Below are 16,255 nucleotides of genomic sequence, written 5' to 3' on the forward strand. Positions count from 1 at the left end.
CTTAGATTGAGGCAAATGATGTGTTTTTATTCCATTTTGCGAAGTAGGTTTTTCCAGTGGTTTCATGATATAATAAATGGCGCTACGGCTTAAATCACAAGAAGGAAGGTCTTGCGCTTTGGCAAAACAAATCCAGGAACCGAAACCGGATTGGATTCGTATCAAGCTGACAACAGGAGATAATTATCAAGACATCAAGCAAATGATGCGCTCCAAAACCTTACATACCGTTTGTGAAGAAGCGCGCTGTCCGAATATATATGAGTGCTGGGCGAACCGCACCGCGACGTTTATGATATTGGGCGATATTTGTACACGGGCCTGCCGCTTCTGCGCGGTAAATACCGGTCTGCCGACCGAGCTTGACTTGCAGGAACCTCAGCGTGTTGCTGAAGCGGCAGAGCAAATGAGTTTGCGCCATTGCGTAGTTACCAGCGTAGCTAGGGACGACTTGAAGGACGGCGGGGCCAGTATTTTCGCTGGAACGATCAAGGCGCTCCGCGAGCGGTTGCCCCTTTGCAGCGTAGAAGTGCTTATCCCCGACTTTCAGGGCGACGAAGAAGCGCTACGTGTTGTAATGGATGCGAAACCAGATATTCTGAACCACAACATCGAAACGGTGGAACGGTTGTCCGACCGTGTCCGGGCGAAAGCGAAATATCGCCGCTCCTTGGAACTTCTTCAGCGGGCGAAAGTCATGAAGCCGGATATCCCGACGAAATCCAGCATCATGCTGGGCGTCGGCGAGGAATGGGACGAGATTTTGCAGGGGATGGATGATCTGCGGGCCGTGGATTGCGATATTTTGACAATTGGACAATACCTGCAGCCTACACCACAGCATCTGCGTGTTGAGAAGTACTACAAGCCTGAGCAATTTGCGGAGTTGAAGGAAGAAGGGATGAAGCGGGGCTTCAGCCATGTGGAATCCGGTCCGCTCGTGCGCAGCTCGTATCACGCCCATGAACAGGTCAATTCGGCCAAGAAACAAGCAGGCGTTCCCGCTTCGTCGTAAACCAGAAGGAGGATGGATCCTTTGATTCAAATCGGGGGCAGAACCTACGAACTGATTCAGAATTATCGGGAAGCTTGGGATCCCGAAGCATTTAAGCAGCGGTACAGCGAGGTCCTCGACCGCTACGACTATATTATTGGGGACTGGGGTTACGAGAAGCTCCGCCTTAAGGGCTTTCTGCGAGACAATCATCCCAAGGCGAACCGAGATACGGCTTATTCCGGAATCACGGATTATATCAATGAATATTGTAATTTCGGCTGCGCTTATTTCGTCCTCCAGAAGGTGAAAGACAACCATAAGGAAAAGGATACCCCTAAGGACAAAGAAAGTGGTAGCGGAAAAAGCGTACAGTTACAAGAAACAGAAACGGCCTCCGAATAATAATCGGAGGCCGTTTCTTTACGTCGAGTGGATTAGTTGATGGATAAGTTCAGAATGCCTTGTTTATAGCTCCAGGTTAGCTTCGGATATTTCTTCTGGAACTCATGTAGTTCCAGATAGGATTCACCATCCACCAATTTGGCCGTTTTGGCGGCCAACGTGAAGCCGGCTTGCTTGCCGAGGGGATCGGTGATGGTTAACTTTCCAATGCTCGAGGTCCAGGCCGGAGTGCCTTGAATCAGCGAGGACAACAAACGGGATGGAGCGTATACTTGCTTGCCGCTTTGGATGACATCGATATAACCCGGGAAAGCCGTTCCGTTAATATTCAACGAAGCAGGTCCGCCGCTTACGCTGACTTTCCGGGCACCAGCCTCATACATTCCGGTAATCAACTGCGCGGCTGCGTTGTTGTTCACCTCGAGGTCCGGCTTCAGGCCGACATGGTTGAAATCCACTTGCTTCGGTGTCAGGTAAGCTTGTACGGTCAGCTTCAGGGAGCTGCCATTGGATAACGGGAAAACGTTCTGGATACGTGCTTTCCCGTAAGTTTGGGCTCCAACGACCTTGGCGATTCCGTTGTCGCGAAGCGCACCCGTTAATATTTCCGAAGCGCTGGCGGAGAGCCCGTTGGTCAGCACGACTACCGGCATCCCAATGTCTTCGCCGCCCGTGATCTCAACGGGCTGTAGTTCGCCGCTTTGGTCGACGGTATACATCAGAACGCCATCCTTCATGAAGTGCTTGGCGATATTGGCGGCTGACTCGACATAACCACCCAGATTGTCGCGCAAGTCCAAGACGAGTGCGCTAATCCCAGCCTGACGCAAGGAGGTTAATTTCTGTGCGAACTCTTCATCCGCCGTATCGGAGAAGGAGGAAACCGCGATGTATCCGACCCTACTGGAAGGAATGACCGATCCGGTGACCGAAGGCAGCGAGAAATGGGCTCGCGTAATCGGATAAACCAATGTCTGTCCGGCCCGGTTCACCGTGATCTTGACCAGGGTGTTCTCTTCCCCTTGAATCCGCGCTACGTCCTCGCTGCTGGTCACTGCTTGCCCGTCTACCTTGGCGATGATATCGCCCGCTTTAAGACCCGATTTGGATGCGGGGGAATTCGGCAGCACGTCGGTGATGTACAGCTTGTCATTATAGAAGCGAAGCGTAACTCCGATGCCCACGAATTCCTGATTAACGCCATTTTCGAAATCCTGCAGATCCTCTTTCGAGAAATAATCACTATAAGGGTCGTCCAGCGAATAAACCATGCCGCGTATCGCATTATCCAGGAACTCCTGGCGTTCTACGCCTTCAATATTGTAGGCTTCCAAATAATTCAATACTTCCTGGAGCGCCTGGAGATCGGATGATGTTTCTGTCGTCCCCAATTGAATGATTGTTCCGGCCTCTGCAGTACTGGCTGTTCCAGCCGCCTCCGCCGCTCCGGCTGCTTGCGGCAAGCCCAGCAGTGAGAGGGATAACATCGGGATTAATGCATACTTGCGGAATGAAGTTAAGATCATATTCGGTTCTTCCTTTACATAATTTTCGATACTCGGGAGCTTGTCTTCCCGCTATCTAATCCAGGAACGCATTCCGCACCCGGTTCCAAAATGGAAATGGCCGATAGCGGACAAAGCTGATTTTTCGGTCGGAAACCTGGCAGCGGACGGAGACCATATCATTCATCGGCAGATTGACATGATCAATCGTCAGCAGCAAGTTCTGTTCTTTGCGCGAATAAATATCGCAGTGATGATGCTTAGGCAGCACCAGCGGTGAGCCCAACGTCCGGAACACTCGATTGTTAATTGAAGCGATTTCCGTGATCTGCAGCGCTTCGATCGTCGGGTGGATCATGGCTCCCCCCAAGCTTTTGTTATAGGCGGTACTGCCGGACGGAGTGGATACGCAAATACCATCACCGCGGAACATTTCAAACATCTGGTCGTTAATATCAACTTGGGCAACGACGGTGCCGTCAACGCCCTTTAGCGTAAATTCGTTTAAGCAGATGTGGGAGGAAGCGCCCGACTTCTTCTGAAGCTCTAGCTCGATCAAGGGATAACGAACGATACGAGGCCTCAGCAATCCGGGATCCGAATGTCCGCTCATCATCTGCACCAGCTCGGGAATTTCGTCCGCTTTCCAGTCGGCGTAGAAACCCAGATGGCCGGTGTGAATTCCGACGAATGCGATGGAAGAAATTTGATCGATAAACGTATGGAAGGCATGAAGCATCGTGCCGTCTCCGCCGATGGAGACGACGATATCCGGGGATTTCGCATCCAGCTCAAGTCCCTGCTCAGCCGCCAGCTTATGGAAGGTTTGGCTTAATTCGACGGATAAGGGGTCCCCTCGGTCAAGTACATAGTATCTCAAGTTGACAAGCTCCTTTTACAGAGGCTGTTCAAATCATAGTCGTTTTGAACACGCGCTTGAATATCCTTTTGTAAAGATCATAATCAATTCGCCAGAAGAACACAACGTTTCATTTTCGCTGCCGTAAGCGATGAATGAAACTGGACAGGAATGACAAAATAAGTAGGATGGCCATCGTCACCAGAAAGAATCGGAAAGCTCCTGGGAGGGCTTGCCAACCATAAAGCACCTCATCTTGTCCAAATTTGGGCGAAGCGATAGCCCAAGCCGGCGCGGACCCCATGAGAGGGTTCCAGATGAGCAGCAGCAGCCCGGCGGATAACACGGCGTGAAGAAAACGGGCCGCCAGAAAAGGGAAATAACGCAGGTCAGCACCATTTAGAATGCTGGCGACCTGGGCATGTACCGATAAGCCACCCCAAGACAAGATGAATGCGGCCGCCGCCGCTTTATACATCAGGGGAATCCCCTCCGGCGCTGCGGCTGCTTTAGCGCCTAAGGTGACTTCAAACAAGCCTCCCATCAGCGGTTCAGCCAGCTGACTGGGCAGTCCCAAAAGCGGCAAGAGATGGCGAAATCCCCCGTATAGTGAGCTCATAAAGCCCGAGGCCGTGAGCACTTCAAGGATGACGGAGAAGAAGACAACCAGCCCGCCGACAACGGTCATTAGCTGCAGGGAAGAGACAACCGCTTGCCGCAGGAGTTCTCCGAGGCGGCGTCCGTCTTGTATCCGGGCCTCATGCATCGCCTGCAAAGCTAACTTCAGGCTAAAACGGCCGGATCCAACGCCTTCTTCGGAGCTTGCCGGCTCATCGCGGTCGGGGCGGTAGAAGCGCATGACCAGACCGATCAGCAATGCCCCTCCGTAATGAGATAACGCGAGCGCACCGGCCAGCTTCGGATTGCCGAAGAAGCCAACCGAGACCGCCCCGATCAGAAAGATCGGGTCAGACGACGTGGTAAAGGAGACAAGTCGTTCTCCCTCTATTCGGGAAACGAGGCGCTGCTCGCGCAGCTTGGTAGCCAGCTTGGCGCTTACGGGGTAGCCGGAGGCAAACCCCATGGCCAATACAAAACCGCCGTTGCCCGGGATCCGAAACACCGGTTTCATTAACGGGTCAAGCAGCTTGCCGAGAAAATGGACAATCCCAAAGCCAAGCATGACCTCGGAGATCACGAAAAACGGAAACAAGGACGGGAACAACACGTCCCACCAAATGGCCAGACCGCGGACTCCGGCTTGCCAGGAGGCTTCCGGGTAGCCGATCATCACCACAGCTAGCAAAAGTGCAGCGATGAGGAATAGAAAAGCCGTCAAGCGTTTGAATACCATGGGTACGCCTCCACATCAAATCATAGTGAAGTGTATGAATTAACTGGGACAAACAGCACAAAAAAATAAAGGAAGCGGTTTCAATAGGGGCTGATATTTCTGAACTTCTATGTTAAAATGATTCTAGAAGACCAATATGGATCTTTTGAACCAGCTATGATCCGATCCTAAACGTGGCAGCAGCCAAATTTTATGGATGGAGTGATGTTCATGAGCATTGTCGCAGGTGTTCTTGTCTGTGCTTTTGTTTATGTTATCCGCGCCTCTCTCGTCCATTCCGGCGAAGAGGATTGGCGCAGCTACTGATAGATTCCAGACCCGCATATAAGTAGAAGCTCCGGTAGGAGCTTTTATTTTTTTTTGATATAATAAGGAAAAACGGAGGCGGTGAACTGATGAATCAAGGCTTAAGCCTATACGACAACCTTGGCGGAGAAGAGACGATACGGCGACTGGTAGAGGCCTTTTATCCCCGGGTTCAACGTGAACCGTTGCTGGGTCCCTTATTCCCGGAGGACATCACCCCGGTGATGGAGAAGCAATTCATGTTCTTGACACAGTTTTTCGGCGGACCTTCCCTTTATTCCGACGCCGTTGGCCATCCGATGATGCGTGCTCGGCATCTGCCGTTTCCGGTGACAACGGAACGCGCCGAGGCTTGGCTGGCCTGCATGCGCGCTGCGCTGGAAGAGATAGGGATCGAGGAGCCGTTGCGTGAATTCGTGCTGGAGCGGTTGTCCGGTCCGGCTTTTCATTTTGTAAATACACCTTAGACGATAACAGATCATCCGCCGAGCGGACCTTTGAAAGGAAGTAGGACAATTTGGAACTTGAACCTCTGTATCAGATCAAAGTCACTTGCATCCATTGCGAAAATGAATTTTCAACCTCGCGCGTACGTCCCAGCTTTAAGCGGGCCACACGCACGGATACGGACTTTTGCGGATATTATCAGAAGGAGAATCCGGATTATTATGTGGTTCGGGTATGTCCCTCGTGTGGATTTGCTTCGACGGAGAATTCGGCATCCCGCTTGACCGACCGGCAGAACGCTTTATTCGAGGACGCGATCGCCAGCCGATTCAACAAGAAGAGCTATGGCGGCCATCGCGATTGGGATACGGCGCTGGAAACCTACAAGCTTGCGCTGATTTGTGCTCAAACCATCGGGGAGACGGATCGGATCATCGCGAGCTTGCTGCACCACATCGCTTGGCTGTACCGGTATCAAAGCAATGTCGAACAGGAGAAGCGGTTTCTGGAATTTGCGCTGGAGGCCTATATCCGCGTTTACGAAAATGAAGGCGTTGGCGGCAGCGATGCGCGCCTGATGTACTTGATTGGCGAGTTATACCGCCGGGTTGGTAATTACAATGATGCGGTCAAATGGTTTGGACGCGTCATCAACGACAAGCGGATTGTGGATGCGGCGATGATCCGGGCTTCCCGCGAACAGTGGGCCCTGCTACGAGAGGAAATGCTTAGCGGGGGGCATGAGCTACCCGAGGAGATGCGCGGCTAACGGACAAGCCTACACGACGATTGTAGCATCAAGAAGGGCCGTCTCAGAGGAAACGGCCCTTCGTTGCGTATCGAATCTCCTAGACATTTTGGAATCCTGCGGCGCTGGATTTACCGAATAACCGTATCGGTTAACAGGTAATCGTTGTCGCAGTCCAGGACATGAAGCTTGTTCCCGCAGCAGGGAAAGACAAGCAGCTTCTTCTTCCCTTCATGAATCGTTTTCAGCTCGCGGGGCTTCAGCGGCAGCAGCACGTTGCTGCTAGAGCAAAACGGGCACTCATGTACATAAACGTCGCCCATGACGACATCATAGGGCCACGACTGATTAAAAGGGATCATTCGGAATCGGCTGGCGGGTTGCCCGCCTCTTCTTTGGCTAGTTCTGCGATTTTTTGCAATAAAATGTGCTGCGGCATATGCATAAGGTGCTCGATCGGCACTTTGAGTTTGGCGGCTAATTTCACGGCGGTATCCGCCGAAATTTGCAAAGGTTTCATGGAATATCCCTCCTATAGTCTGGCAGCTAGTTAATAGTGCAACCCCTAATAGCATACACTGTTATCCCATAAGCCATCAATATGAACGATACGGAAAGGAAGCGAACTTATGTCAAGATTTGCTGAACCGATTCAACCCACTTGGGAACTGGATACCATTTTTCCGGGAGGCTCTGCCTCCACGGCACTGCGCGATCATCTAGAAGCTTTGGAACGGGATATTACCTCGTACCAAACCAAGCTGAAAGATCTGGAGGCTCCATCCACGCTGGAGGAGACAAAGGCCTTGGATGACTTGATCGCGGACCTGCAGTCGGCGGCAGCCCGTCTGTATGAGGCGAACAGCTTTGTCGGCTGTTTGACGGCACAGGATCAACACGATAAGAAGGCGCTGCAGTTGGACGCCAAAATCACTTCTTTAGGCGCTTCATTTAGTAATGTCATGACTTTATTCTGGAACGTTCTTCGGTTAACGGAGGATGACGTATGGGAAGGCTGGATGGCACGGGAAGAAGTTATGCCGATTTCCTTCATCCTTCGCGAGAAACGGGAGCAAGCCCGGGAGAAGCTGGCGCCGGAGCTGGAGAATCTGGTGTCCGACTTGGCGGTGGACGGCTACCATGGATGGGGGCAGCATTACGATACGATCGTCTCCAAGGTTGGCGTGCCTTTTGAAGATCCAAACGGCGAGGTCAAGACGTTATCGGTAGGCCAGGCAGCCAACAAGCTGGATGATCCGGACCGTAGCGTACGGGAGCGCGTATTTGCCAGCTGGGAGGAAGCTTGGACGAAGGCGGAGGACTATTCTGCCGATACATTGAATCGTCTCGCGGGTTTCCGGCTCAAATTGTACGAGAAACGCGGCTGGGAGGATGTCCTGAAAGAACCGCTGGCCATCAATCGGATGTCTCAAGCCACGTTGGACGCGATGTGGCAGGTGATCGTTGAGAACAAGCCGAAGTTCGTTGCTTATCTGGAGCGCAAAGCCAAGTTGCTTGGTGTCGATAAGCTAAGCTGGACCGACGTGGATTCTCCGCTGGGCCAAGCCGCCGGTAAAATTACATATGAACAGGCGGCAGAGGATATCGTCAAGCAATTCGGCAACTTTAGTCCCAAGCTGGCGGAGTTTGCCACAATGGCGTTTAACAAACGCTGGATCGAGGCGGAGGACCGCCCCGGCAAACGCCCCGGAGGATTCTGTACCTCCCTGCCGAAGAGCAAACAGACGCGTATTTTCATGACGTTCGGCGGTACGGTTTCCAATGTTTATACGCTGGCACATGAGCTTGGGCATGCTTATCACCAAAACGTGATGGAGGAGCTGCCGATCTTTAATCAGGATTATGCGATGAATGTAGCGGAGACCGCTTCGACCTTTGCCGAGATGATCCTGGCCGATGCCTTCGTGAAAAATGCGGCGAATGACCAGGAGAAGATTGTCCTGCTCGCTGACAAGGTGCAAAATTCGGTTGCCTTTTACATGAATATTCATGCCCGTTTCCTGTTCGAAACCCGGTTCTATGAGAAACGCCGGCAGGGCGTGCTGGATGCTGCCGAGTTGTCCGAGCTGATGGAGGAAGCACAACGCGAAGCATTCCAGGGGGCGCTGGGCAGCTATCACCCGCATTTCTGGGCGTCCAAGCTGCATTTCTATATCACGGACGTGCCCTTTTATAATTTCCCTTACACCTTCGGATATATGTTCAGCACCGGGCTTTACGCACTGGCGCAGCGGGAAGGCCAAAGCTTTGCGGCCAAGTATGATGCGCTCTTGCGAGATACCGGCCGGATGACGGTGGAAGAATTGGCCGCCAAACATCTTGGCGTCGATTTGACGAAACCGGATTTTTGGCGTGAAGCAATGGCTGTGAATGTCGCCGACGTGGATGCTTTTTTGGAACTGACCAAGTAACCCGTTTTAATCGATAGGTCCTCGAAAGAGGGCCTATTTTGTTTGATGATTTTTGTCGGATAGTGGAGAAAGATTCATTCTAAATAGGTATAAATAACCATTTATGTTGTATATTGTTGATTAGAAGGAAATATTATCCTATAATGTGACATAAGCCCTATATCATAGGTTGCAATCTTTTGGGGGAAAGGTGGGAGGATATTGCTGAGAGCTGAACAAATTTCACTCGTTAGGCAGATCGACTTGGTTTTTAAGGAGCTGGAGGAGGAACTGGCGGGGTTATCTTCGGGAACCGTATTTCTGCAGATCCGGAATAATACCGTCGGTAAGTTTGGCATCCGCCACAATCCGATTGCCGGCAGAAACGGGCAGCTTAGTGAAGATACTCGTGGGTTAAATGCGGAACAGATCCATTCTTTTCGGATGATGGCGATTCAAGCGCTTCAGTTCAAACGGTACTGGACGCATGGCGAGATCAGCTATGAATTTGCATTACGTCAGGGTGCCGTAGTTATCGACGCGGTCATGGAATCGAACTATAACATGGCCAATCTGCTAATCCAACGGTATCCACATAAGGATCACGGTACAAATACATACGGGAACCTGTCTTCCTGAGGTTTCAACCGGGCAAAGGGAAACAGGCGATCTGCTAAGCAGACCGCCTGTTTCTATAGAGGGTAATAGGAGTATGCAAGTTACAGGTTCGAACGACCCGACAATTGCTGCTCCGCCAGTTGAACCAAACGTTTTGTGATGTAGCCTCCAAGAGATCCGGTTTCACGGGAAGTATAATTCCCATAGTAACCGTCTTGCGGGATTTGTACGCCCAATTCCTGCGCTGCTTCCATTTTCATTTGTTGCAACGCAGCGGTCGCTTGAGGAACAACAAGGTTATTACGGCTTCCGCGGCTTTGACCTGCCATGTTTGTCACCTCCTTTGGCGTTAGTGATGTTAGTATGGTTCGTAGGGTGCAAAATATGCGGTGAGATCCAAAGCTAGGGCAGTGGTAATTATTTCTTTCGGCCCGAAACTCGTGTAACGGGGCAAAAAAAACCGCCTTCTAGGAAGGCGGAAATTCTGAAAATAGAATGGGATCATCCGTGATCCGGATAGATCATCTCCAAGGAAAGATGGAGTTCCAGCGTCTGCTGAGGGTTTAACTCGATGAGTCCGGTCTCGTTGGCCGGAAGGTCCAGATTCGGGGCGTCCGGCAGCCAGGTGTAGGGCTCGATACAGAAAAATTGATCCGCTTCCCCCTTTGAATAGATGACCCAAAACTTAAAATGTTCCGGATCGGCTGAATAGCGCAGCCCATAGCCGTCATCGCGCATCATCAGAGCTTCCACCGGTTTGTCCCCGATGCGCAGCATGGTGTCACAATTGACGCCTTGCAGATTCATCCCCGGATTTAGCGCTTCCCACGCTCCTAGCGGAGCGGTCTCCCCGGTAGGGATATTTTCCTCGTCTGAAACGAACAGGTTCGACACCGGCAGCTGCAAATTCCAGCGCTGGGGTTCTCCGTCAATCTTAAACCAGGTATGCAGCCCCAAACCGAAAGGGGCGGGATTATGACCCAGATGGGTAATCTTAAAGGTTTGCTTCAAGCTTGCACCTTGAAGCCGAAGCGTCATCTCCAGCTTCAATGGCTCGGGATATTGTCGAATCCAGTTCGGATCGTCGGAGGTCACGAATTCCGTTGTGATCGCGCAGCCTTCATCATCCTCTTCAATATCGCTCACGCACCAGCTTTGGGTCCGGTGCAAACCGTGGATGTGGTTATCGTTCGCCGTGTTGCGGTCGAACTGGTATTCTTGCCCGGCATACGTGAAATGCCCTCTACGAATGCGCCCGGGGGGAGTTAAGAGCGGGATGCCGAAGTGATATGGCTTTTGCAAATAGAAATCAAGTTCAGTTTCCTCTGGATGACGCAGCACATCGCGCTGCTGGACATTGTCCCATATACGAATGACGTTATTTCCAAGGCGGGGTAGCAGCGTGACTTCAAGTTCGCGGCTATGTAAGATGTACGTATCGTAACCGTTCCATTGCCCTTTGGTCACCTTTTTCATATCGTTGCTCCTTTTCCCACATAATCAAGTTCCTTAAGGCTAGACTAATCATAACACTTTTTCCGTTGGACGAAAAATGGATTTGACACTGCAGCCAGCTCAATTTATGATGATAGGCATAAACGATAATGCGATGATGAGGGAAAGTAAGCGAAGTATTCGTTCTGCAGAAAGCCGGTGGTTGATGCGAACCGGCGGGCGAGCTTGCGCTGAATGGGCCTCGGAGCGCCGGGCTGAACGCAAAGGGTGACGAGCCGTTTGTCAGTAGGCCGGCCGGGTGATCTACGTTACGGATTGATAAGGCCGATTCTTCTTGGGTTGGTGTCCTGTGACACTCACACCCTGCTAGCTCCAAATCGGCGAATGAGGGTGGCACCACGGTCTCACGTCCCTTTGCGGACGTGGGGCCTTTTTGCATTTCGGCGGCCCCTCTCGCATCAGAACCCTAATTCCCATGAATCTTAAACCTATGAAGGAGGAGTTTTTCGTCATGAAAAAAGTACTATCCGGTATTCAACCCAGCGGTAAACTAACGCTTGGCAATTACATCGGGGCGATTAAGAATTTCGTTACGCTGCAACAGGATCACGCCTGTAATTTTATGGTCGTGGATTTGCACGCGATCACGGTTCCGCAGGAACCTGCCGCACTGACGGAGCAATCCGAAGCGGTGGCTGCTCTGTACATCGCTGCTGGGATCGATCCCAACAAGGCGAACGTATATCTGCAATCCCATGTGATGCAGCATGCGCAGCTCGGATGGTTGTTAACGACGCTCACCTCGATGGGCGAACTCGAACGGATGACGCAATTTAAAGATAAGTCTGCTGGCAAGGAATCCGTGGGAGCCGGATTGTTCGTGTATCCTGCCTTAATGGCGGCGGACATTCTGATCTATAACGCAGACCTGGTGCCGGTTGGGGAAGACCAGAAGCAGCACTTGGAATTAACCCGCGATTTGGCAGGTCGGTTTAACCACCGGTTCGGCGACTACTTTACGCTGCCAGAGCCTTATATTCCGGAGGTTGGCGCACGTATCATGTCCCTGGACGATGCCTCTAAGAAGATGAGTAAGAGCAATCCGAATCCGGGCAGCTATATTGCCCTGCTGGACACGCCGGACGAGATCCGCAAGAAGCTTAGCCGCGCGACAACCGATTCGGGCCGTGAGGTGAAATTCGATCCGGCGAGTAAACCGGAGGTCAGCAACTTGATTACGATATACAGCCAGTGCTCGGGGCTGTCCATCGCCGAGGTGGAGCAGCGTTACGAAGGACAAATGTACGGGCCTTTCAAGAAAGACCTGGCCGAAGTTGTGGTGGGCGTGCTGGAACCGCTCCAGCAGCGGTACCGCGAGATTCGCGAGTCGGGAGAGCTGCGCAACATCTTGCGTCAAGGCGCGGAAAGAGCGTCCGAGATGGCGGAGAGAACGTTGCAGGACGTACAACGCCTGATGGGTTTTGTCGGCAAATAAACAGGTGTAGAACGAGAAGGGGTGTGCTTGAGGCGATTGTATTGCCTTGGGCAACCCTTTTTTTGTACATACGGTCTCCATTTATAACAGGGGGACAAAATGATGATTCAGGTACGGTAAATCAACTGCCCCTCTCTGAGGTTCTTGTTGATGGTGGAGCATAATGACATAATCAAAGGACAGGGTAGGTTTTGCGACTTATCCATGCGACGATCCATTTTATGAGTAAGGCGGGGTTCTATGAACTTCTTAAGAAGCCGCACGTTCCGCAGCAAGCTAAAATCGGCTTTTCTCATCGTCATCATTCTTTCCGTACTGATCACCGGAGGTTTCTCCTATTCCATATCCGCACACGTTGTGGAGAAGAACGCGTTACATCTTACGCAGGATACGGTGACTAAATCGGCTCAAATCGTCGATGAGAAGTTGAATAAGCTGATGATTATTATGATGACTTTTATGTTAAGCCAACCTTTTCGCAGCATGCTGAAGGATGCTTCAACCGGAGAGGCGGACCGGTATTATACGCATTTGGCGAATATGGATAACGTTTTTTCACAAGCCCGTATTGCTGAACCTCTGATTCACTCGATCTATATCTCCACGCCGATCGGCGAGTTTTACCCACTGACTATCAACCGGAATCGGCATACTCGTTTTGAGGATACGTTTCTGTACGATAGGGTCAGGCTGGAGAACCAAAACGTTTGGGTGGAGGGCCATGAGGACATGTTATTTTCGGGCAATGACCGAGTGATCTCTCTCATCCTGGAACCGATCTTCGACGTACCGGTCAAGGACGTTTATATCGTGGTCAATATCCGAGAGGAAGGGTTTCGGAATCTGGTGGAAGCCGGAGTTGGGCAGGATGCGGTACGTTTTTTGCTTAATGCCGATGGAATTCCGGTTTATTCGAAAAATAGTAACTTGGTCCAGAAAGCAATCGGAACAGCACCTCTTCTGAACGAGTTACAACAGGATGTGGCTGTTATCGGAAGCGCTTCCTATCGGATTGATCACCGTGATTATCTGCTGAATTACGCCCGTTTGGGGATAACCGACTGGACGATGGTTACGATGCAATCGAAGGATTACGTACTCAGGGACTTGATCTACGTGAAGTGGATGATTGTCGGCATCACCCTGGGGGCGTTCTTGATCACCGCGCTCATTTCCGGCGGGTTGGCCCGTTATCTGCTCTCCCCGTTGCAGGGACTGCAGAGGGTGATGAAGCGTGTAGAGGCCAATGACCTTACCGCGAGATTCGATGGACAAGGGAAAGACGAGTTGGCGCAGGTGGGGTTCCGCTTCAATCGGATGCTGGAGCAAGTGGTTGTCTTGATTGATGAGGTCAAACAGGCGGAAACGAATAAACGGGCCGCTGAGATCAAGGCGCTGTCCGCCCAAATGGACCCGCATTTCTTATACAATACGCTGAACACCGTTTATTGGAAGCTAAAGCTTGGACAAATTGAGGAATCGCAGCGGATGGTCGTTTCCTTGTCCCGCTTATTCCAGCTGGGTCTTAATAAGGGGAACGAGATTACAACTCTGCAGAAGGAGTTGGAACACGTCAAGCAATATTTGGAGATTCAGGCGTTGTGTTACCCGAACCTTTTTCATTATGAAATACGTGGAGGGGATTCACGGTTCGCTTCTTGGCCGATTCCTAGACTTATGCTTCAGCCGCTGGTTGAGAATAGCATTCTGCACGGCTTCAAGGATATGGAAACCGGGGGTCAAATTACGATCGAGATGGCCTATGACCCGGATCAGGAGTTAGGCGAGATTACGGTTACGGACAATGGGCGTGGAATGGAGGAGCATCTGCCGGAACACGGATATGCCATTCAGAACCTGATAAGCCGGCTGCAGTTGTTCTACGGAGATCGCGCCAAACTGGCGCTGGATAGCAAACCGGGTCGGGGGACGATGGTGACTTTAACCTTACCACGGGGAGGAGAGCAGCATGATGAAGGATGAGATACAGGATCCAATCCGTTTATGCGTGATAGATGACATCCGAAGCGTTGTGGCTGGTTTGACGGCGATCGCTTGGGAGGATTACGGGATCTTATTAGAAGGAACCTCGGCCAACGGAAGCGACGGGCTGGAGCTCGTGACCCGATTGAAGCCGGACTTAGTCATCACCGATATTCGAATGCCGAAGATGGATGGTCTGACGATGCTCCAGCATATGCTCGAAACAAACCATCCGTGTAAAGTGATCTTGATCAGCGGGTATGCAGATTTCGAGTATGCCCAGCAGGCGGTTCATCTGGGCGCATACGAATTTGTAGTCAAGCCGTTTACGGAGGAAGATATTCTGGACGTCGTGCTGCGGGCAAAGGAGCAAATTCTGGAGGAACGATCCAAGCTGCATCACCATCACTTGATGGAGTCGAAGCTGCGCGAGAGCATGCCCGTGCTTCGCCAGGAATATGTAAGTATGCTGGTCCACCATCGGACCACCTGGGAGCATGCCTCTGAACGATGGAATTTCCTTGGGATCGAATTGGAACATCACGACTTCATCGTCATGTTGATCGAGATCGATAAATACCGGGAGCAAGTTGCCGACTTATCGATCCGAGAGGCCGAGTTGATCCGTTTCTCCCTGCAAAATATCGTGGAAGAAACGATCCGTGAATTTAGCAGCTGCGTTGTAATTCGTGCAAAAAACAATCGATTCTTGGCGCTCCTGAACGATCCCGCTTTCGGAGACGTGATGCAGATTGCCGAGTCCTGCTGCCGGAATATCAAGAAATACTCCAAATATACCATCTCCATCGGTGTCTCCGGTAAAGTCCTTCAGACCCATCAGCTACCCGATGCCTATCGAGAAGCGGAGCGGGCGCTCGCTTATCATATCTTCAGTGAAGGGAATGCCGCCATCGGGATCGGTGATCTGCCGGAGACCGGCAGTCAGCCTCCGCTGTCCCTGGAGCGCAAGGATGAACTCCTCCTCGCGCTTCGTACCGGCAACGGGGATCGGGCTGTTGAGCTCTTATGCGCTATCTCCTCGCAGCTTCAAGGACTTACGCCGCCGCCCCATCCGGATTATCTGCTCAGCTTATATGATGAGCTGGCGGCTTCCGTAATCCGGGTGTTATATGAGCTGGCGCCCTTCGCTGAGATACAGCCGCTGATCGCCCGATATAAATCGACGCGAGGCACCACGGGGATGCCTTTAAGCAGCCTCGAGCAGCAGCTGTCGCTGTTATGCCGCGAAGGGGCGAATGTGGTAGGCAGCAACACGTTGTCGGAAAGCCAGAAGATCATCTTTCGATCGTTGGAATTTATTCAAAGTCGGTTGGGAGAAGAAGTGACGTTGACCGAGTGCGCGGCTAACGTGCATCTCAGCGTGAGTTATTACTCTAGCTTGTTTAAGAAGGTTACAGGAATGACGGTCACGCAGTACGTCAATCAAGAACGAATTCGATTGGCCAAGACTTTACTGGTGGAAGGCAAATCGGTGCAGGAGGTTTCAGTTGCGGTGGGTTATGAAGAACGGCGTTATTTCAGCGAAATGTTTAAGCGAATTACCGGTATGACTCCCACGGAATTCAGATCTGATTATCATCCTGATCCACCGGAAGAGGCTTGATCGATAAGATCATGAAATCGCTACCCTAGAGAGTGGGTTTGCCCCACTCCT

Annotated in this window: 16 protein-coding genes and 1 other annotated feature; of the genes, 9 read left to right on the plus strand and 7 right to left on the minus strand. The window is 51.6% G+C overall.

What is annotated here, in order from left to right:
* The first annotated feature begins 118 nt into the window (after positions 1-118).
* Both lipA and M0651_RS19150 read left to right on the plus strand, forming a co-directional pair.
* Complete coding sequence (lipA, locus tag M0651_RS19145) at positions 119-1,015, plus strand: lipoyl synthase (protein ID WP_248553331.1); 897 nt, start codon at positions 119-121, stop codon at positions 1,013-1,015.
* A 12-nt stretch (positions 1,016-1,027) separates the two neighbouring features.
* A complete protein-coding gene (locus tag M0651_RS19150) occupies positions 1,028-1,399 on the plus strand; it encodes a YutD family protein (protein WP_248553332.1) in 372 nt (123 codons plus the stop codon).
* Between the two features lie 32 nt (positions 1,400-1,431).
* Here M0651_RS19150 and M0651_RS19155 read toward each other — a convergent pair whose 3' ends face one another.
* The 3 genes from M0651_RS19155 to spoVV all read right to left on the minus strand — a co-directional run bounded on the left by M0651_RS19155 (position 1,432) and on the right by spoVV (position 5,117).
* The gene (locus M0651_RS19155; protein ID WP_248553333.1) at positions 1,432-2,925 is read right to left on the minus strand and encodes a S41 family peptidase; all 1,494 of its coding nucleotides are present in this window, start codon (positions 2,923-2,925) and stop codon (positions 1,432-1,434) included.
* A gap of 55 nt (positions 2,926-2,980) precedes the next feature.
* Positions 2,981-3,784 carry an NAD kinase gene (locus M0651_RS19160; protein WP_248553334.1) on the minus strand — a complete coding sequence of 268 codons (804 nt, stop codon included), beginning with the start codon at positions 3,782-3,784 and terminating at the stop codon, positions 2,981-2,983.
* 109 nt (positions 3,785-3,893) lie between these two features.
* Positions 3,894-5,117, minus strand: coding sequence for a dipicolinic acid transporter SpoVV (gene spoVV / locus M0651_RS19165; RefSeq protein WP_248553335.1), 1,224 nt, complete (start codon positions 5,115-5,117; stop codon positions 3,894-3,896).
* Positions 5,118-5,512: 395 nt separating this feature from the next.
* Here spoVV and M0651_RS19170 point away from each other — a divergent pair, with 395 nt between their 5' ends.
* Entirely contained in the window at positions 5,513-5,890 is a 378-nt protein-coding gene (locus M0651_RS19170) for a globin domain-containing protein (protein ID WP_248553336.1), read from the plus strand.
* 50 nt (positions 5,891-5,940) lie between these two features.
* Entirely contained in the window at positions 5,941-6,639 is a 699-nt protein-coding gene (locus M0651_RS19175) for a DUF2225 domain-containing protein (RefSeq protein WP_248553337.1), read from the plus strand.
* 110 nt (positions 6,640-6,749) lie between these two features.
* Here the strand turns inward: M0651_RS19175 and M0651_RS19180 are convergent, their stop codons facing one another.
* Positions 6,750-6,980: a hypothetical protein gene (locus M0651_RS19180; protein WP_248553338.1), complete on the minus strand. Its 231-nt coding sequence runs from the start codon at positions 6,978-6,980 to the stop codon at positions 6,750-6,752.
* Positions 6,977-7,138 carry a YycC family protein gene (locus M0651_RS19185; RefSeq protein ID WP_155606144.1) on the minus strand — a complete coding sequence of 54 codons (162 nt, stop codon included), beginning with the start codon at positions 7,136-7,138 and terminating at the stop codon, positions 6,977-6,979. Before M0651_RS19185 ends, M0651_RS19180 begins: the two co-directional genes overlap by 4 nt.
* A 109-nt stretch (positions 7,139-7,247) precedes the next feature.
* Here M0651_RS19185 and M0651_RS19190 point away from each other — a divergent pair, with 109 nt between their 5' ends.
* Together M0651_RS19190 and M0651_RS19195 are read left to right on the plus strand one after the other, a co-directional pair.
* A complete protein-coding gene (locus M0651_RS19190) occupies positions 7,248-9,050 on the plus strand; it encodes a M3 family oligoendopeptidase (protein ID WP_248553339.1) in 1,803 nt (600 codons plus the stop codon).
* A 201-nt stretch (positions 9,051-9,251) separates the two neighbouring features.
* Positions 9,252-9,668, plus strand: coding sequence for an O-methyltransferase (locus M0651_RS19195; RefSeq protein ID WP_248553340.1), 417 nt, complete (start codon positions 9,252-9,254; stop codon positions 9,666-9,668).
* A gap of 80 nt (positions 9,669-9,748) precedes the next feature.
* On the opposite strand, the gene M0651_RS19200 is transcribed toward M0651_RS19195, so the two are convergent.
* A complete protein-coding gene (locus M0651_RS19200; RefSeq protein WP_155606147.1) occupies positions 9,749-9,976 on the minus strand; it encodes an alpha/beta-type small acid-soluble spore protein in 228 nt (75 codons plus the stop codon).
* Between the two features lie 172 nt (positions 9,977-10,148).
* Positions 10,149-11,123, minus strand: coding sequence for an aldose 1-epimerase (locus tag M0651_RS19205; protein WP_248553341.1), 975 nt, complete (start codon positions 11,121-11,123; stop codon positions 10,149-10,151).
* A gap of 124 nt (positions 11,124-11,247) precedes the next feature.
* Positions 11,248-11,519 (plus strand) — a binding site (T-box leader).
* A 94-nt stretch (positions 11,520-11,613) separates the two neighbouring features.
* Here M0651_RS19205 and trpS point away from each other — a divergent pair.
* From trpS to M0651_RS19220, 3 genes are all read left to right on the plus strand, one after another.
* Positions 11,614-12,597 carry a tryptophan--tRNA ligase gene (gene trpS, locus M0651_RS19210; RefSeq protein ID WP_248553342.1) on the plus strand — a complete coding sequence of 328 codons (984 nt, stop codon included), beginning with the start codon at positions 11,614-11,616 and terminating at the stop codon, positions 12,595-12,597.
* Between the two features lie 240 nt (positions 12,598-12,837).
* Positions 12,838-14,580: a sensor histidine kinase gene (locus M0651_RS19215; protein WP_248553343.1), complete on the plus strand. Its 1,743-nt coding sequence runs from the start codon at positions 12,838-12,840 to the stop codon at positions 14,578-14,580.
* Positions 14,567-16,204 (plus strand): response regulator, encoded by a 1,638-nt coding sequence (locus M0651_RS19220; protein ID WP_248553344.1) that lies wholly within the window; start codon positions 14,567-14,569, stop codon positions 16,202-16,204. Before M0651_RS19215 ends, M0651_RS19220 begins: the two co-directional genes overlap by 14 nt.
* Positions 16,205-16,255 lie beyond the last annotated feature (51 nt).

It is taken from the genome of Paenibacillus mellifer (assembly GCF_023195895.1).
GTDB lineage: Bacteria > Bacillota > Bacilli > Paenibacillales > Paenibacillaceae > Fontibacillus > Fontibacillus mellifer.